Origin of the sequence: Pseudoalteromonas sp. BSi20480, from assembly GCF_000241365.1 — a bacterium.
Classification (GTDB): Bacteria; Pseudomonadota; Gammaproteobacteria; order Enterobacterales; family Alteromonadaceae; genus Pseudoalteromonas; species Pseudoalteromonas marina.
In genome coordinates this window covers 20,250-39,877 of the sequence record NZ_BADX01000022.1, presented here as the reverse complement: position 1 = coordinate 39,877, position 19,628 = coordinate 20,250, and the positions used below count along the sequence as shown (strand labels likewise).

Genomic DNA, 19,628 nt, shown 5'->3' with positions numbered 1-19,628 from the left:
TTTTACTGCTTAATATTTTAAGCTTTAGTAAGCTCAAAAATAAGTGATGTTTGCGGGAATGAAATTGGCATTTGTAGGCCAAATTCCATTAACGCTTCACCGGTAAATGTTTGCCCGTTGACGGCGGCAATAGACGAAGGGCGGTATTCTTCAAACTTAACAGGCCACACTAAATTAAGTGTGTACTGTGTATCTGCATTCAAACCAACAAAACGAAGCTTATTAGGCGCAGTACGCGGTGTTTCGCGTACACTGTTATAAGCAAACAACGCTTTTGATTTTTGCTCGTCGATTAAGCCAAAGTTAATTGATAAATCGTCGCTATCGAGGCGGTATAAATCGGCAGCATGAATAAATTCACGGTGCTCTTTGTGCAGCGCAATAGCCGCTTTAAGCGCATTGTATTCGTGATCGGTGAGTTCACGTGGATCCATTTCAATTCCCATGTGGCCAAACATGGATACCGCAGCACGCATTTCAATGCTCACATTACGCCCTGTAATATGACAATCACGTGGGCCTACGTGTGCACCCATAACCGACGATGGGAAGAAGAACGAACAACCACGTTGAATTTCAAGACGGTCAAGTGCATCGTTAGAATCTGACGTCCATACACGGTCTGTGTGTTCAAGCACACCATAATCTACACGTGCACCACCTGACGAACAGCTTTCTATTTCAAGGCCTGGGTGCGCCGCTTTAATGCGATCGATTAAGCGATAAAGTGCCAGTGTTTGCTGATGTACCGCAGGCTTACCATCAAAATTACCCGCATGGTTAATATCGCGGTTCATATCCCATTTAATATACTTAATTGTTGGGTACTCAACCAAAATATCGTCAATGGCTTTGTATAAATATTCAACCACCTCAGTGCGCGTTAAATCAAGCACAAGTTGGTTTCTAAAGCTCAGTTGCTCGTTATTTTCTGAGCCTAAGACCCAATCAGGGTGAGCGCGGTATAAGTCGCTATCTGGGTTAACCATTTCTGGTTCAAACCAAATACCAAATTCCATACCTAAGCTATTTACATGATCGATGACTGGCGATAGACCATCTGGGTAAATTTCGTAATCAACTGTCCAATCACCTAAGCCTGCAAAATCACCGCGGCGACCTTTAAACCAACCATCGTCCAGAACAAAACGCTCAATACCTAATGGTGCGACTTTATCGGCTAACTGCTTAAGCGTATCTACATCGTGGTCAAAATAAATACCTTCCCACGTGTTGTAATGCACCGGGCGTGTTTTTTCGCGCTGTGCTTGGCTAAGTAAATTAGCCTTAACAAACTGATGAAAATTACGCGAAAGCGCGCTAAAGCCGTCGCTCGAAAACGAGCCATAAATACGTGGGCTTTGATACGTTTGGCCTTTAGCAAGGGTTAGCTCGCCCGGTAATAATAACTCACCCATTTGCACATAACGGCGCCCTTCTGGTAGTAGCTCAGCGCGTAGCTTGTTGTTACCACTCCAGCCTAAATGAAAGCCATAACACTCGCCTTGTTGCTCGCCTGCGCCTTCGCTATGAACTAATAAACCAGGGAATACATCATGCGATGTTTTACCTTTACGGTTTTCACGTACAAAGCTGCCTAGTACTAAATCGACAGATTGACGTTGAAACTCGTTTGACCAACGCCCTTCAAAACTTATAATTTTGTTCACGCTATCGGGTAGCTGGAATGTGGGTGCTGCACAAAAATTAACGCTGAGTGGTGAATCACTTAAATTAGTTAATACCGTATGCGCGCTTAACACATTAGTGTTGTTATCAAGCGTAATACTATGAACGACTTCAATTCCACGTAATGTATCTTCACTTACAAACTCAAGCGTTGATGATGATAGCTGACGAACGTCTTTTAACTTTGGCCCTACAGACCAAGCAATAGAGTCGTTTACAAGCTCAAGCCCAGGCGCACCTGTAAAGCCCTCACCTAAAAGTGGAGAAAGAGAAATAGGCGCTTCTTCAACTACGGCACATTTTACTTCTTGACGAGTAGCAAGCTGAGTAAGCATTAGCTCAGTTGTTTGCTCTGATAGGCGTTTCCCAAAATAAAGTAACGCAGGTGTTTTACTTTGACAGTTGAAAATAACGGTGCTGTTTACACTGTCTAATCGATAAAATGATTTAGTGTTGGCCATGATTTTCCTATCCTCTTATTCATTGTGTGAGTGATTAATATACCGAGATGATGTTAGCGATAGGCGTTAACGCGATCTCTAAAGTGTTCAGGCACAATCTATCAGACAGCGACCATCAATAATAGTATATATCATATAAATTGAGTTTTAATAGTTTTTCTATCGCAAATACTGAGATAAAACCACTGGATATACCACTTAGGTTTCACTTAATGGTTAACTATAGTGGTAATTACTTTGTTTAAAATAAAAAATCGGCCAAAGCTATACTTTGGCCGATTGTATTAACGTCGGTTAGTTAACGTTTATTCTTTAACTGCGTTATCAATCGCAGGTGATTTACCCGCCCATTGTGCGGTTAACCCAAACACAACTTTATTCACTATTAACGCAAAGGCTACACATACAATAAGTGTAATTGGCATTAGGTGAATGTAATGAATAGTTGTATGCAGCGGTGAATTTTCGAATGTCAGCATGCCATACATAACAACACCTAAAATAACCGCAGCGATACCTGCGCGCGCATCCACATTTTTAAATAATAAGCCCACTACAAAAATTGAGAATATAGGCATACTTAACAAGCCGTTTAACTGTTGTAGTAAGTTAATAATGCTGTCGGCTTGCTGATAAATTGGCACAAGCACAAGCGTTAAACTGGTAAGTAATAACGTAACATAGCCACTTAGCTTTACTACACTTGGCTCTTTATTAAAGTACGCTTCGTGAATATCACATACATAAAGTGCAGTGGCAGAATTTAATAAGCTGTTGTAAGTAGAGAGCACTGCCGCTGCCATTGCTGCCGCAAATACACCTGTTAACCATGCTGGCATTACATCGCCAACAATACGGCCGTATGCAGCATCACCAATATCGCCATATAACTTGTAAGAAATAATACCTGGTAGTACAACAATTGCTGGTACGATTAAAAAACGAATACCCGCTGCTGCAAATATACCTTTTTGCGCTTCTTTAACATTAGGTGCCGCCATAGCACGTTGTGTAATAGTTTGGTTAGTACCCCAATAGTACATTTGAATAAATAACATACCTGTTAATAAGGTTGGCCAAGGTATAGGTGAATCAGGCCCGCCAATTAGTGTTAACCGCTCCTGCGGAATACCGCTAAAGTCGTAATCAATTGCGTTAAGCGCTAAGAACACGACAAGTATTGCCATACCTAACACCAGTAGCCCGTTGTATGTATCTGACACCGCAACTGCGCGTAACCCACCAAAAAAGGCATAAATAGCGCCTACAATGGCAAAAGCGGTTGCTATATACATTAATGGAATATCAACTTTAAACATGGTTTGCATAAATAGCGCACCGGAATAAATGACCGCTGGCATATAAATTAATGCATTTCCTAAAAAGAACAAGCCACCAATAACGGCGCGAATATGCTTATTGTTGTAGCGCTTTTCTAATAACTCAGTGGTTGTTGTGCAGTTATATTTGTAATAAACAGGAATAAATACTTTAGCTAAAATAATCAGGCCAATAATGGCCGCTAATTCCCACCAAACCAATAAAGCCATTTGGTTACCATTCATTCCAACAAGTTGGTCGGTACTTAAATTAGTGAGGGTGATTGAACCTGCGACAAACATCCACGTTAAGCCGCCACCTGCTAAAAAGTATTCTTTAGTTTGGCTTTCCCCATTATTTCTGTTTTGTCCACGGCACTTCCAATAGGTAAGCCCGCCAATTAAGGCGGTTACAAATATAAAAACCACCAGCTGCAAAATGTTGTCTGACATGTGTGTCTCCTGCGTGCTATACGCAATGTCTTAATAATATAAATGTGCACTTTATAGCGCGTGTGTGTCGCGACTAAGCTCTAATTTTACTTGTGCTAGCGCCATTAAATCTTCGCGCTGATTATTTAGCTTAACGAGTGCATTTAATTGAAACAAAGAAATAAGCATGCTGTTAATAGCACTTAAATACCCTTGCTTTTGTAGCTGTGCGATTGTTGTACTATCTAGAGCTTGTAACTTGTCTTCATCAATCGTGCTTAAACCCTGAATTGTTTGGGTTTCACCCTGTTTAAACTGCAAAACAATATTAATGTCTTTTATTAGCTCTAAACGTACTAACTCTTGAGTAAACTGATAAGTTAAATAATCATTTTTTAAATCATTTTCTAACAGCTTTTGCTGCGAGCTTAGGTATAAACTTGGGTTACCTTTTGCATCAAATAATGCTTCACCGGAGTGTGTACTGATCGCAGTGTTTTGCTCGTCAATAGCAACAAAGTATTCGCTACTGTTTGCTTCTCGGGTCATTAAATATAATGGCTGAGTTTGCATACATACAGGCGTATAAAGTGCTAGCCATTGATCATTGTTTACTAACAAACTTTGCTGAGCGCTAAAGCTCGTTAGAGCCGATATGGTATAACTACCGTTTTGTGTATTACGCGCTAAAAAAACTGGTAAATCACAGGCGGCTTTTGCTACTTCACTGGCTCTTAAATTAATCAAATGCTGTGTTTTAGCGTATTCAAGCCCTGCGTTTGGGCAAATTTTTACTGCTTGGTGCTTTGTATTTAATAGCTCGCTAATGGCCATAATTACACATCCTTAAACTGGGTTAGCTGCTAACCACTGCTCTATGTAAGCACGGTGTGGCGGCAAAGTTTGCAACATCTGCTGTGTAAGCTGGCTGTTACGTTCAATTATTTGTTTAGCTTGTGCATCTTGTGAGTACAAATATGCTTGCTTGGTAAAATCTGGCTTAAAGCCCATGCCGTATAAAACATACTGGTAGCTCGCTGCTGGAAAAAGCTCAAGCGCCCCATGAAAATCTTGGATAAGTGGGCCTCGGCTTTCCCATAACAGTAAATCATCTTTAAGACTTTGCGGTATAGTGTCTGGGTCAACATGTGCCTGCCAATATGGCTCAGGACGCTTGGTCAGCATGTAATGCAATTTTAAAAAGTCGATAATACGCTGCCAACGATAATCCATTTGTTCGTTGAATCGTTTAGCAACAATCGGCATTACTTTTGTGTCTGCTGGCATATGTTCTGCAACAAAGCGTGATGAAATTTCAACAAGCATAATAGCGGTTGCTTCCAGTGGCTCAACAAACCCAGCTGACATACCCACAGCAACACAGTTTTTATGCCAAAACTTTTCTCGGTAACCTGATTCAAAACTAATTTTACGCGCGGTTAGGCCTTCAGCAGCATCACCTAAATAATTGCGTAGGTTTTGCTCGGCTTCATCGTCTGATAAGAACTTGCTTGAATATACATGCCCTACGCCTCGTCGATGCGTTAGACCAATATCCCAAATCCAGCCTGCGTTTTGTGCAGTGGCAATCGTATGACTCGCAAGTGACTCATCGCCCTCTGCGTAAGGGACTTGCATTGCAAGTGCACTGTCGTTAAATAACACATGGTCCATTTTTTTAAATGGGATATTAAGCGCTTGACCTAATAATAATGAAGAAAAGCCAGTGCAATCGACATATAAATCGGCGTTTATAGTGCGGGTTTGATCTTTTAAGGTCAGGGTATCTATTGCCCCGTCATTATCTAGTTTTACTTCATCGACAGTGCCAATAACATGCTCAACGCCTAACTTGCTTTTACTATGCTGTTTAAGCATTTCAGCAAAGGCGCCCGCATCTAAATGATAGGCGTAATTGCAATTACCTTGATATTCACCTTGCGCAATGCCACGAGGTGCTAAACTAGCCTCACAAATATCGTGTTGAAAATTAGTTTGCTGTGCATAGTCAACAACATTATCTAAATAGGGCGCTAAATCAATGCGGCCATAACCCAGTGGCACTGTAAATGGGTGATAGTAAAAGTCATTATTACCATGCGTCCAATTTACAAATTTTCCACCTTGTTTAAAGGTTGCGTTACACGTTTTAAATACATCGACTTCGCGTAAACCAATTTGTTGAAGTGTGTTTTTCATGGTGGGCCACGTACCCTCGCCGACACCAATGGTTGGAATATCTGATGATTCCACCAACATTACTTTTAAGCCGTCTCCATTTTGGCTTTGATGATACGACGCAATAAGTGCAGCACTGAGCCACCCGGCTGTGCCACCACCAATTACCGCTACTGTTTTTACTGCTTTATTCATAATGGACTACTCTTTGAGTATTTTTGATAACGTTTTAGACAACAAATGCCCGTTAGGGCATTTGTATTTAACGTGGTCTCATTTTAATCAATGTGGTTATCTAATATACATTACCGATAAAATAACCCAATTGGTATTAGTGCCTTTGGCACTGCAATGAAAACAAAGAGGCGATTAATCGCCCCTTTATCAATTAAAACGATCCGCGAATACCAAACGCGTAACGTGAACCATTGTCTTCAACTGAGTAAACCTGGTTAGCAAAACGACCTGTTTGTACTAACTCTTCCTCAGTAATATTGATACCTTCAGCAAATATAGTGAAGTTTTCGTTAATATCGTAGCTTGCACTGATATCCCACTGACCGTAAGTTTCTACGTTCACTGGCTCACCATTGAAGCCATTATCAACTAAGCGTAAAAAGCCTTCACGGTTGTTGTACGCAACACGTGCTTGCCAGTTATCTTGCTCATAAAACAATACTAAGTTTTGTGAGTCACCTAAACCTTCAAGTGCAAATGTTTGTGATGTATCAGAACCAATGCTGATATCGCTATCTACTACTGTAGCATTAGCAATAAAGCCAAAGCCATTCTCAAACATATGAGTTACACCAATTTCGTAACCCGTAACTGTTGCTGACTCACCATTTTGTGGACGCGTTACAGTGTAAACTTCTGAGCTACCAACAAGTTCTTCATCTGTTTGGTCTGTACATGTAGTACACGCAAAATCAGGGCCGTTACGGTCAGACATGGTGTAAGTTTCTGCACCTGTTAACGTAACAATAAAGTCGTCAACTTCTTTACTGAATACCGCAAAGCTAAATAAGTTAGCATCGTTGTAGTACCACTCGTAAGAAATATCCCAGTTTTCAGATTGGAATGGCTTAAGTGCTGGGTTACCGCCACTTGCCGTTAAGTTTTGACGACGAGGTTCGTTAAACGTTGTTGCAGGCGATAACTGCGACATTGTTGGACGAGTAATACTGTCGTACGCTGCAAAACGTAATACCATATTTTCTTGAAGCTCAAGCTTCACATTCAAAGAAGGTAATAAGTTTGAGTAACTTGTACCTTGTGTAATGTTTGTTGCAGGACCAAATACGTTAGCAAATAACGTTGCATCAGATGTAGGTACTACGTCTGTTACAAAACTTTGAACTGCAGACACATCAATATCTGTCTCTGAGTAACGCGCACCCATGTTAACCGTTACAGGCATATCAGCTAGGTCAAAACCTATAGTGAAGTCCATGTATAAGCTAGTGATATCTTCGTTAATTGTGTAACGGTTATTTTGCAGTGTAGGTGTAACAGGGAAACCCTGATCCGCTAGGTAATCAAGCATTTTATCACCGTCGTAGGTGTAGAATGTGTCAATTAAGCCAGGGAAGTAGTTATTTGCTTGGTATGCTTCAAAATCAATTACATCAGTAGGCGCTTCAGTGCCGTAACCACAAAACTGACATTGGCTACCAAAAATTTGGAAGCTAGACTTTTCACGCTCTTGACGATAAGCACCAAAGTTAATGCGCTCTACTGGGCCTTTATCTGGTACGTATTCAAAATCGGCTTTCGCTTCTGTAATTTCGTCTTCGTTGGTAAACTGGTTACCCATTTCGTTGTAATGAAGGCGAGCAAGGCTTGGATCTGGAAGAGAGCCATTATCAAAACCATCATGCTGAACAGTTGGAACACCGCCTGTGCCATCAAAGCTGTAGCTGTTAATAATACCCACTACGTTAAAACGATCTCGACCAGCACGATCATTTTCAGCTGTTGAGCGAGATACATCAAATTTCGCTTTTAATGACTCGTTTACTTGCCAATCAACATTAATACCAAATGCTTTGTTAGTTACATCACGAGAGTTACGTGTATGAGATACAAAGTCACTTGCAGGGTTACCACTTGGCGCACCTAAACCTACATCTTGGCTAAACGTTAATAGTGTACCTGTTGCTTCATCAATTGTTGCACTGCCTACACGATCTGGTTCAAACCAAGATGCAAGGTCGCGAACTGTTGAATCAACTTCAAACTTCGAAATCAAACCATCAACCGTTACTGTAATGTCATCCGATGGTGCATATTGAAGCACTAGGCTTGCGTTAGTACGCTCACGGTCTTGCTCATCAACAACTTGGTCCCAGTTACGTGGAATGTATGCATTATCAAATAACACACCGTCTTGTGGGTTAGAAATTGTTTGGCCACCGCGCCAACCGGCTGTCAAAATTTGGTTATTTTGAAGTTTACGCTGCTGATTAGTAATAGCAAAAAGTACACCCAACTTATCGTCGTTAAATGTATTGCTTACTAAAAATGATGCCGACGGAGATACTTCTTCAGAAAGGCTTTCGTACATGCCTTTAACTGAACCAATTACATGCAAGCCACCAAAGTCAAAAGGACGTGCAGTTGTTACGTTAACCGTACCACCAATACCGCCTTCCTGAAGTAAAGCGCTATTACTTTTATAAATATCAGCACCTGTAATTTGGTCAGCCGCTAACACATCAAAATTGAATTCTCGCCCTGCACTATCAGTCGCAATTTGGCGACCGTTTACAAGAACCGTATTAAACTGTGGACCAAAACCACGAATTGTTACGGCTTGACCTTCACCGCCACTTCGGTCGATAGCTACACCTGTAATACGTTGCAGAGACTCTGCCACGTTTAAATCAGGGAATTTACCAAGATCTTCTGCTTTAATTCCGTCTGTAACAACATTAGATGCTTTTTTATCTAACATTGATGAACGTAAGCTGCTGCGTATACCCGTTACTGCGATAACTTCAACATCTTCATTTACTTTAGGTGTATCACCTTCCGCGCCTTGAGCTGCAACGCTACCGCTTGCCAAGATGCCTGTTATAGCAATACTAAGCGCGGTTTTCTTGTTGAACGATAACTTATTGTTAATTATCATTTTTTAAAAACTCCTGATTGTGTGTAGTCATTTTGTCGTTGTGATGGTTGAATAGCTTTAAAATTATTTCAAATACTATTTATATTATAAATACTTTAAACTAAGTAAAAGTGCAACCCTTTCCTTAGTTGTAGGCATTATTTTATTACTATGGGTTTTCTTTTTATTTTCTTTTTTTTAACATAAAACATCATGTTAACGTATTGAGTTTACTTACGAAAATGCATAAATAATAACCTGATTATATTCTTCATCAGGCAATAAATTAGCTTTAGGATAATTTTCGCGATTTGGCGCATCAGGCCAATTTTGCGCTTCAAGACACAGTGCTTGTCGCGGCTTAAAAGGAGCACCAACAAAGTTTGCTGTGTATAACTGCATGCCTGGCTGAGTGCTTTTGAGTGTTAAATTAATACCGGTTTGCTGCGACGTTAAAGTAGCCATGGTATGAAGGCTGTCGTCGTTTTCAAATACATAACAGTGATCTAAACCATTAGCTGCATCTAATTGGGTGTGACTTTGCGTTAATGCATCTTTAACTAATTTTGGCTTAGTAAAATCAAAGCAGCTATTTGCAACGGGGGCAGGCCCGTCCAATGGGATGCTGTGCTCATCAATGGGTAAATAGTGGGTCGCATTTACCTGAAGTAAATGGTTCTCAATAGTGTCGCTGCTCTCAAGATTAAAATAGCAATGGTTAGTGAAGTTAACGAGAGTTTCTTTATTGCAAGTCGCTTTAAACTTAAGTAGAAGCTGCCCATTTTCTGCAGTAATGGTTTGCCATATTTTTAACTCTCCAGGAAAACCCTCTTCGCCATCCACTGAGCAATAATAAAGCTCAACCTCACTGTCGGTTTGTTTGGTTACTTGCCAAAGTACTTTATTAAAGCCTTTAACGCCGCCGTGTAGGCTATTAGGGCCGTTATTTGCTTCCAGTTGATACTGCGAGCCAGATAAGTTAAAACGCCCTTCAGCGATACGATTAGCGTATCGACCTACTGTAGCGCCTAAATAAAATGGGTTTTCAAGATAGTACTGAGGATCGTCGACGCTAAGCGTCATTTCTTGGTTTTTAAATTTAATGCTTTTAATTATTGCACCAAATGGCAATATTTCGGCAGTTAGATTCTTAGAGTCACTAAGCTGTATAACCCGCATTGGTTCATCAATGGTTGTCATCGTCACGCACATTCCTCAAAAGTTACCTAGAAAACTATATTAGTTAGATAAGGCAGCTATATATATTATAAATAGTATATAACTCATATTGGTAACTCAATTAAAAAACGTTAAATTTTTTAATAAAATTTACAATTGCGCTATTTATTTAACGTTAATACTGACTACCTTTTTATAATTGGCTAAGTTGAAATGTGCGTAACACCGCAGTATCGGTTTGTAAATTAAGCCATATGCTTCTCAAGTGCTGCTTTTTCTTCAGTGCTCAAAGCTTGCTTAGCTCTTTCAGCAAAGTTATATCTGACCATTACAACCTTTCCAATTGCACAGCATTTATCATGCTGAAATGCCTCTTGCTTGAGTACAAAAGAGCTTTTTCCTATGTGATCTACAGACGTTTTAATCGTGATCTCGTGGCCGTAAAATAACTCCCCCACAAACGACACTTCTATTTTGGCAATGATTAGTTTCCAGTCATGTGGGTTTAAGTCTGGCGTAAAAAATTTAAAAATAGGGACGCGAGCGGCTTCAAACCACACGGGGAGTACGGTATTGTTGATGTGTCCGAGTGCATCTGTTTCGCTAAAGCGCGGTATCACTTTTTCAATAAACATATTAATCCAAAAATAATTATACAAAGGTAAACCATGACGGACTTTATTCGCGTTTATGAAAACGCATTGAGCGATGATTTTTGCGATAACTTTATTAATACGTTCACGCAAAGCCCGCATGTAAAACAAGGGGTTACTTCAGGCGGTGTTGATTTAAAGAAAAAAGACAGTCACGACCTGCACCTAAATAGTCACCCCGAATACGCAGAGCAATTAAAACATATACAACAAACGACTGCACAACATGTTTTTAACTATATTGAAGAACATATTTTTATGATGATTGGCGCATTTGGCTTAAAGGTTTATCATCCAAAAACGGGGGAAGTAGTAGACTTAACTCAAGAAAATTTTGATGAAGTGGGTAAGCCACAGCTCCCTGTCCTTGTGCAGCAAATATTTAGATTAGGTAATATCCAAGCGCAGAAATACGAGGTAAATAAAGGGGGTTATCCTTACTGGCACAGCGAAGTGTATCCTCAGTTACAACACAATGAAGCCCTGCATCGTGTACTTTTATTTATGTTTTACTTAAACGATGTCGAGGAAGGTGGAGAAACGGAGTTTTATTATCAAAACCGTAAAATAGCCCCTAAAAAAGGCACCATGGTGATAGCGCCTGGCTACTTTACGCATACACATAGGGGTAATAAGCCAGTATCAAACGATAAGTATATTTTAACCTCGTGGGTGCTATTTAACCGTGCAGAGCAAATATATGGTGCACCTAAAAGCTAAACCAATAAATAAGCCATAAGTAACACTTATGGCTTATTTATATATTTAGCAGACGGCCTATTTAACCAAGTAGCTCGTCAAACATATCAAACAGCTTATCAAGCTCTTCGACTGTGTTGTAATGCATACAACCAATACGTACTACACCGCCTGTATCAAGCACGTTTAATTGCTTACACAAACCTTGCGCGTAAAAATGTCCATCCCACACACATATATGCTGTTTGCCTAAAAACTCTGAAACGGCGCGTGGCTCTACACCTTCAAATGTTAAAGCAAACGTAGGGGTACGTTCGTTTAATCGATCAAAGTCATCAATACCGTACAACTTTATACGAGGGTAATTAACTAAGCGCGTTAAAAAGTGTTCACTGAGCGCCATCTCGTGCTGTTTAGTTTTAGCAAACGCAGCTGTTAGCTTTTCACGGCGTGTATGGCCATCATCAAGCTCGCTAATTGCAGCAATGTAATCAACAGCGGCAATAAAGCCTGCCATTGCTTCAAAGCTTTGGGTACCTGTTTCCCAACGTCCCGGCGCTACATCTTTAGCAGGCTCTACTTTGTAAGGCGTAAAACCTTCAAGATGCTCTTTTTTACCGTACACCATCCCTAAGTGTGGGCCAAAAAACTTATACGCTGAGCAGGCTAAAAAGTCGCAATCAAGGGCTTGTACATCAATAAGCTCGTGCGGCGCATAATGTACCGCATCAACATACACAAGAGCGCCTACAGCATGAGCTAGCTCTATAATGCGTTCAATATCGTTAATTGAGCCTGTAGTATTTGAAGCATAGGTAACAGCCACCAACTTAGTCTTGCTGTTTAATAAGCTTTCAAACTGCGTCATATCTAGGCTGCAATCGGCTTCATTAATCAAGGCAGTATTAACCTTAACGCCTTTATCTTCTGCGGCTTGCTGCCATGATGACACGTTTGAGAAGTGATCGGCGTTAGTTACAATGATCTCATCACCGGCTTGCCAATCGCGCGAAATAGCTCGGCTAAAGCTAAAGGTAAGGCTTGTCATGTTTGGGCCAAACACAATATTTTGAGCACTTTGCGCATTAAGTAAATCTGCTGCAGCTTGGCGTGCATTTGCCATTAGCTCAACAGTTTTATCGCTTGAAAAAAACGCACCACCTAGGTTTGAATTGTAGTGTCCTAAATAAGCAGACATTGCATTAAGCACTGACTGCGGCACTTGAGAGCCACCAGGGCCGTCTAAAAATATCGGCGATTTACCATCAACACTTTGCATTAATGCCGGAAACTGCTCACGTAATTGCGCTATATTCATGAGCATTCCTTAAGAGGTAAGTACAAAGCAATCCAGGTAACCTGGTTTGCTGGCATCAACTTTGTTCATTGGTGTGGCGTTATGCCACACTTGACGGTCGTTTATTAGCGCAAACATGCCGTCTTTAATTTCCATTTTGAAACATGGCTCAGCTTGTTTGTTTTCGTATACAAGTAACTCGCCACCTTCTAAGTTTTCGTGCGAAACACCGCATATACATACATGATCAAAACCATCTTGATGCACGCCTTCAGGCGCTGCTGGCGTATCGCTATCAATGGCTAACATTCTAAATTGATGTATTTCAATATCGCGATCTTCATCAATACCGGTAAGCTGGCAAAACTCACTGACAATACTTTTCATGCCATCTGATTCAAGTAGGCTTTGCTCTAAATTTTCGTAAGTACGTTCAACGTTACCTTGAAACGTATTAATCGAATCGTCTTGAACAAATGCTTTGGCAGCTTGCAATTTTAGCTTACCATTTTGAAATTTAATTACTGAATAACGACGCTTACGAAATTCGCCATCTGCATATGGATTTGCAGGTAGGTTATCAAAAGAAGGCTTAACCAAATCAATATTTGCTTGGTTAATAAAACGAAGTTGCAGTAAATTCTGGTTGTTTAATGCAGTCATGAAATCTCGCCTAAAATAATGAGAATATTAAAAGAGATTTTAATGCATGTTGCGAGGAATTATTGCTTTATTATCCAACTTAAATGTGAAAAATACTTAATTTTAATTCAGTATAAGGCTATTAAAGCATGAATAATCTAAATTATATTTAAACAATAAAAAAACCCGCCGAAGCGGGTTTTTTATTCAAACTCTATAAATTAAACAGCTTGCTGAATAATTACGTTGTCTGCTTTTTTAGTGTACTGAGGCATACGGTGGAAGTTCAAGTAACGGTAAGTATCTGCTGCCGTTGCATTGATTTTCGCTGCATATTCCTGGTACTCAGCCGGAGTAGGTAATTTACCTAAAATTGCCGCCACTGCAGCAAGTTCTGCTGATGCTAAGAATACGTTTGCGCCTGTACCTAAACGGTTAGGGAAGTTACGTGTTGAGGTAGAAACAACCGTTGCTTTATCTGCAACGCGTGCTTGGTTACCCATACACAGTGAACACCCTGGAGTTTCAATACGTGCACCTACACGACCAAAGATACCGTAGTAACCTTCGTCTGTAAGTTGGTCTTTATCCATCTTCGTTGGTGGAGCAACCCAAAGTTGTGTTGGAATACGACCAGTAAAGCCATCTAATAATTTACCTGCGGCACGGAAATGACCAATATTAGTCATACAAGAACCGATAAATACTTCATCGATTTTCTCGCCTGTAACGTCAGATAGTAAACGCGCATCATCTGGGTCATTCGGAGCACAAAGTACCGGCTCTTTAATATCAGCTAGGTCGATTTCAAGTACGTGCTTGTATTCTGCATCCGCGTCAGCTTCCATAAGTTCTGGGTTAGCCAACCAATCTTGCATTGCAGTAATACGACGCTCGATTGTACGAACATCGCCGTAACCTTCAGAGATCATCCACTTAAGCATAACAATGTTAGACTCAAGGTACTCAGAGATAGACTCTTTAGAAAGCTTAACAGTACAACCTGCAGCTGAACGTTCTGCTGATGCATCTGATAGTTCAAATGCTTGCTCAACAGTTAAGTGCTCAACACCTTCAATTTCTAGTACACGGCCAGAGAATTCGTTGATTTTACCTTTCTTCTCAACCGTTAATAAGCCTTCTTTGATACCGTAGTAAGGAATTGCATGAACAAGATCACGTAATGTGATACCTGGCTGCATTTCACCTTTAAAGCGAACCAAAATAGACTCAGGCATATCAAGTGGCATAACACCTGTTGCTGCTGCGAATGCTACTGCACCTGAACCCGCTGGGAACGAAATACCTAATGGGAAACGAGTATGTGAATCACCACCAGTACCTACGGTATCTGGTAATAACATACGGTTTAACCACGAGTGAATTACACCATCACCTGGACGAAGTGAAACACCGCCACGGTTCATTATGAAATCAGGAAGCGTATGGTGCGTGTTTACGTCAATTGGTTTAGGGTAAGCAGAGGTATGACAGAATGACTGCATTGTTAAATCTGCAGAGAAACCTAAACATGCTAAGTCTTTAAGTTCATCACGTGTCATAGGACCAGTAGTATCTTGCGAACCTACAGTAGTCATTTTAGGCTCACAGTATTGGCCTGGGCGAATACCGGCTACGTTACATGCTTTACCAACCATTTTTTGCGCTAGTGTAAAGCCTTTGTCTGACTCTTCAGTCACTGCTGGTACTTTAAATACATCAGTAGCACCTAAACCTAAAGATGTACGTGCTTTGTCTGTTAAACCACGACCAATGATAAGTGGAATACGACCACCAGCACGAACTTCATCAAGGATTACATCTGATTTAAGTTCGAAAGTAGAGATAACATCATCAGTACCATGGCGTTTAACAACACCTTCGTATGGGTAGATGTCGATTTGGTCACCCATGTTGAACTCGTCAACATTTAACTCGATTGGTAATGCGCCAGAATCTTCCATTGTGTTAAAGAAGATAGGTGCAATTTTGTTACCTAAACATACACCACCAACACGTTTATTTGGTACAAATGGGATATCATCGCCCATAAACCAAAGCACAGAGTTAGTAGCTGACTTACGAGAAGAACCAGTACCTACAACGTCACCTACATAAGCAAGTGGTAAGCCTTTAGTTTTTAGTTCTTCAAGCTGAACGATAGGACCTACTTCACCTGCTTTATCTGGGTTTATGCCATCACGCTCATTTTTTAGCATTGCCAAAGCATGAAGTGGGATATCAGGACGTGACCATGCATCTGGTGCAGGTGATAAGTCATCGGTGTTTGTTTCACCCGTTACTTTAAATACAGTAACAGAGATTTTTTCAGCTACTGCTGGCTTATTTGTAAACCATTCAGCTGCAGCCCAAGATTCGATAATTTGCTTAGCAAACGCATTGCCCGCTTTGGCTTTCTCTTCTACGTCGTAGAAAGCATCAAACATAAGTAATGTGTTTGAAAGGCCTTTTACTACGATTGGCGCTAATGATTCGTCATCAAGTAGGTCAATCATTGGCGCGATGTTGTATCCGCCTAGCATTGTTCCTAATAATTCAGCTGCTTTTTCTTTAGAGATAAGAGAAGTAGTCGCTTCACCTTTAGCAACAGCGGCTAGGAAGCCTGCTTTGATGTAAGCAGCGTCATCAACACCTGGTGGTACACGATTGATTAATAAATCTAAAATGAATTCTTCTTCACCTGCCGGTGGGGTTTTTATTAATTCAATAAGATCAGCAGTTTGCTGAGCATCTAATGGCGCTGGTACGATACCTAACGCGGCACGTTCTTCTACGTGTTTACGATATTCTTGTAGCACAATATTGCCCTCTTGGTGACGTGAAAGTATTCGGTAGCGCTTCATGCGCACTTGTTACCCAATACTTATAGTATTCTAACGCGTAATTATAAAGCTTTTATAGATAGATGAAAATCCATCCAGTTACACAACTGATTATACCGACTATAAACACTATGAATAGTAGTTACGGGAAATTCTATTTCCATGAATACTTGTTAAGTAATAATCATTACTATTTAGGTAGACAAGCATAAATAGCGGCCATAAAAAAACCCAGCATAAGCTGGGTTTTTATAATCAAAATAATCTATTAACGTAAAACTTTTACTGTTTTGATTGTTTTGATGTGCGCTTCAACACGACGATTCTCTGCGTGTGCAGCGGCTGTGTTAGCTTCATTTTTAAGGCGCTCTTCACCTAAACCTACCGTAGTAATGCGGTCAGATGCAATACCGTCAGCTATTAATTGCTTAGCTACCGAATCAGCACGCTTTTTAGATAGCATTTTGTTGTAAGTCGCTTTACCTACTGCTGAAGTATGACCTTCTAAAAGCACTGTTGTATCTGGGTAATCTTTTAAGAAAGATGCAACTTGATCGATGTCGTCTAAGTAACGCTGTGATACAGCAGCTTTGTCGTTAGGGAACGTTACTAATAAGCTCACAGTTACTTCTTTATCTTCATATAAAGTACAACCAGTACCATCAACAGCATCTGTCATTGGTGTATTAGGACACTTGTCATCAGCATCTAAAATATTATCATTGTCGCTGTCTACTGGCTCAACCATAACTTCAACAACCTCTGGCGCAGGCTGTACCGGCTCAGCAGGCATAGTGTTTTGTCCAAAGAAATAGTTAATACCTAATTTAGCGCCAACATCTGTGTAACCTTTATCAATACCTTGATATACAGCAGTTTCAACGTTAGCGAATAAGTTGTCAGTAATGAAGTGTCTGTAACCAACACCTGCATTTAAGAACGTGTTGTCATCAACAACGTCCATTGATTTAATACCAACTAAACCGTAGAAAGGACCGCCATCTAAATGGTAAAGCGCATCAATACCAAAACGGCTACCGTCGATGTTGTTACGGTTACCAGCGGCTTTGTCGAATGCATTGAAATCAAGATCTGCATACTCTAAACGAGCACTCCAAAAATCGCTGAAGCGGTAACCCGCTTCAAGACCAAAGCCAGTTGACTCGTTTACGTCAAGACCAGCCTGTGCGCTCATATTTTCCCAAGACGCATCATAGTAGTCGCCAAATGCGCCAATGTAGAAACCTTCTTGCTTGTCAGCAGCAAATGTAGATACGCTAGTTGCAGCTAACGCAATTGCAATAGTTAGTGATTTTAATTTCATTGTTTTCTTCCCATTTTAACAACTAATAAATTGTGGCTAATTAAGTACTAGCTCACTGAGTTTTATACAGACTAACTCAACTTTTGTTAATCAATACTTAACGAAAAATAAAGTTTATAATTTTTTTCAATGCGATATAACGATATCCAACAGATCAGTTTAGGTGAAATTTAAAACTTTACCTAGCTAGAAACCAACTAGTTGATCATATAAATCGATAATCTGCAGAAGACACAAAGACAACTCAATCAATTGTTCTTGCTCACAATGAAACTAACTTATCTTTATGTTTAGATAGTAACACCGGAATTTGCTTTGCTCAATCAATGAACATCTCTGTGCTAAAATATCGTTATTTATAATCATTAACTTATCTATTTTTACAACACTTAAGTACCACAAAAAGTTTTATAGTCGGTATCATTTGACGGTACCTCTTGAAATTCGGCTATATCATCGCTGAACAGGTACGGTTTATTAGCTACTTTTACAAAACGGCTCATCAGTTTACTTGAACCAAGCTCATTATATTCAGCTAATATTGTTTCAATTATATGATTTCGCGGAATTATACGTGGATTGGCTGTTCGCATGGTTTTGTAGCTATCGTTACTTGTTCGGCTTTGCCACTTATTCGCCCACTCAATTAATTCTTTTGGAATAGTTGCATTGCCATTCACAAACTCCGTCAGTGCATCAAAAGTATTGGTGTAATCAAGATGATGTGCTTGCAATAATGTTAGTAGCTCAGAAACAAGCTCTTTGTCGCCCTCTTTTGCACCAGCCAGGCCTAATTTTTTGCTCCACATTACTGTAAATTGAGTATTAAATTGCTCTGAAAAATGATGTATAACTGGAGTAAGTAATGACACAGCTTTTTCTTCATCATCGCTAATTAATGGGATAAGGCTTTCAGCTAAGCGAGCACAATTCCAACTCGCCATATTTGGCTGATTACCAAAAGAGTAGCGGCCTTGCTTGTCTATAGAGCTAAATACGGTGTCAAAATCAAAGCTATCCATCATTGCACACGGGCCATAATCTATAGTTTCGCCACTTACGAGCGTGTTATCGGTGTTCATAACGCCATGAACAAACCCAACGCGCATCCAATTAATAATCAAGTTCACTTGATTGCTAATGACTGCTGTCAAAAAAGCGATATACCGCTCAGGGCCTTCACTCGTTATTTCAGGGTAATGGCGTTCAATGGCTAAATCAGCTAATTTTTTTAATCCCTCAGCATCGCCTTGGGTTGCTAAGTATTGAAACGAGCCAACACGAATATGGCTGCTTGCTAGGCGAGTAACAACAGCCCCTGGTTGAGGCGGATTACGGTAAACCGCTTCGCCGGTACCAACCACAGCCAAACAACGAGTAGTGGGAATACCTAATGCGTGCATAGCTTCACTCATTACGTATTCACGAATAGCAGGGCCTAATGCACATCGCCCATCGCCACCTCTAGAATACGGGGTAGCGCCTGAGCCCTTTAACTGAATGTCCCACAGCTGGTTTTTATCGTCATTTATAGCACCAAGCAAATGCGCTCGCCCATCACCCAAACGCGGCGAAAAGTGACCAAACTGGTGCCCAGAATAACCAAGCGCTACCGACTTTATTTGCTGTGATTCATTGCCTGCAAAGGTACTAGGACGCAGCTGCGGCTCAACACCTATATTAAACTGCTGTGCTAACGCTTCGTTCCACAAAAGCAGTTGCGGAGCTGCAACGCTTGATGGTTGATCTTCTATTGCGAAATTATCTGCTATGTCTGTGTATCTCGGCACTAGTTTCATG

13 protein-coding genes are annotated in these 19,628 nt (G+C 40.5%); 1 reads left to right on the top strand and 12 read right to left on the bottom strand.

The window, feature by feature from the left end; all coding sequences use genetic code 11:
* Positions 1-17: 17 nt before the first annotated feature.
* The 7 genes from P20480_RS15325 to P20480_RS15355 all read right to left on the bottom strand — a co-directional run bounded on the left by P20480_RS15325 (position 18) and on the right by P20480_RS15355 (position 11,005).
* Positions 18-2,150, bottom strand: a complete 2,133-nt coding sequence (locus P20480_RS15325) for an alpha-galactosidase (protein WP_008127052.1) — start codon at positions 2,148-2,150, stop codon at positions 18-20.
* Positions 2,151-2,455: 305 nt separating this feature from the next.
* Positions 2,456-3,922 carry an SLC5 family protein gene (locus tag P20480_RS15330; RefSeq protein WP_006791304.1) on the bottom strand — a complete coding sequence of 489 codons (1,467 nt, stop codon included), beginning with the start codon at positions 3,920-3,922 and terminating at the stop codon, positions 2,456-2,458.
* 51 nt (positions 3,923-3,973) lie between these two features.
* Positions 3,974-4,735 carry a SapC family protein gene (locus P20480_RS15335; protein ID WP_008127050.1) on the bottom strand — a complete coding sequence of 254 codons (762 nt, stop codon included), beginning with the start codon at positions 4,733-4,735 and terminating at the stop codon, positions 3,974-3,976.
* Positions 4,736-4,747: 12 nt separating this feature from the next.
* Positions 4,748-6,274 (bottom strand): tryptophan halogenase family protein, encoded by a 1,527-nt coding sequence (locus P20480_RS15340; RefSeq protein WP_006791306.1) that lies wholly within the window; start codon positions 6,272-6,274, stop codon positions 4,748-4,750.
* Positions 6,275-6,467: 193 nt separating this feature from the next.
* On the bottom strand, positions 6,468-9,212 hold the full coding sequence (locus P20480_RS15345) for a TonB-dependent receptor (protein WP_008127045.1): 2,745 nt from the start codon (positions 9,210-9,212) through the stop codon (positions 6,468-6,470).
* A gap of 213 nt (positions 9,213-9,425) precedes the next feature.
* Positions 9,426-10,391: an aldose epimerase family protein gene (locus P20480_RS15350; RefSeq protein ID WP_008127043.1), complete on the bottom strand. Its 966-nt coding sequence runs from the start codon at positions 10,389-10,391 to the stop codon at positions 9,426-9,428.
* Positions 10,392-10,615: 224 nt separating this feature from the next.
* Positions 10,616-11,005 carry an acyl-CoA thioesterase gene (locus P20480_RS15355; protein ID WP_006791310.1) on the bottom strand — a complete coding sequence of 130 codons (390 nt, stop codon included), beginning with the start codon at positions 11,003-11,005 and terminating at the stop codon, positions 10,616-10,618.
* 33 nt (positions 11,006-11,038) lie between these two features.
* Here P20480_RS15355 and P20480_RS15360 point away from each other — a divergent pair, with 33 nt between their 5' ends.
* Positions 11,039-11,743, top strand: a complete 705-nt coding sequence (locus P20480_RS15360; RefSeq protein WP_006791311.1) for a 2OG-Fe(II) oxygenase — start codon at positions 11,039-11,041, stop codon at positions 11,741-11,743.
* 61 nt (positions 11,744-11,804) lie between these two features.
* Here P20480_RS15360 and P20480_RS15365 read toward each other — a convergent pair whose 3' ends face one another.
* The 5 genes from P20480_RS15365 to P20480_RS15385 all read right to left on the bottom strand — a co-directional run bounded on the left by P20480_RS15365 (position 11,805) and on the right by P20480_RS15385 (position 19,627).
* Positions 11,805-13,040, bottom strand: a complete 1,236-nt coding sequence (locus tag P20480_RS15365) for a cysteine desulfurase-like protein (RefSeq protein WP_008127040.1) — start codon at positions 13,038-13,040, stop codon at positions 11,805-11,807.
* Positions 13,041-13,049: 9 nt separating this feature from the next.
* Positions 13,050-13,682, bottom strand: coding sequence for a 2OG-Fe dioxygenase family protein (locus tag P20480_RS15370; protein ID WP_008127038.1), 633 nt, complete (start codon positions 13,680-13,682; stop codon positions 13,050-13,052).
* Positions 13,683-13,882: 200 nt separating this feature from the next.
* On the bottom strand, positions 13,883-16,480 hold the full coding sequence (acnB, locus tag P20480_RS15375; protein ID WP_033024975.1) for a bifunctional aconitate hydratase 2/2-methylisocitrate dehydratase: 2,598 nt from the start codon (positions 16,478-16,480) through the stop codon (positions 13,883-13,885).
* A 292-nt stretch (positions 16,481-16,772) separates the two neighbouring features.
* Positions 16,773-17,828 carry an OmpA family protein gene (locus P20480_RS15380; RefSeq protein ID WP_006791316.1) on the bottom strand — a complete coding sequence of 352 codons (1,056 nt, stop codon included), beginning with the start codon at positions 17,826-17,828 and terminating at the stop codon, positions 16,773-16,775.
* A gap of 389 nt (positions 17,829-18,217) precedes the next feature.
* Positions 18,218-19,627, bottom strand: coding sequence for a protein adenylyltransferase SelO (locus P20480_RS15385; RefSeq protein WP_008127033.1), 1,410 nt, complete (start codon positions 19,625-19,627; stop codon positions 18,218-18,220).
* Between the last annotated feature and the right edge of the window lies 1 nt (position 19,628).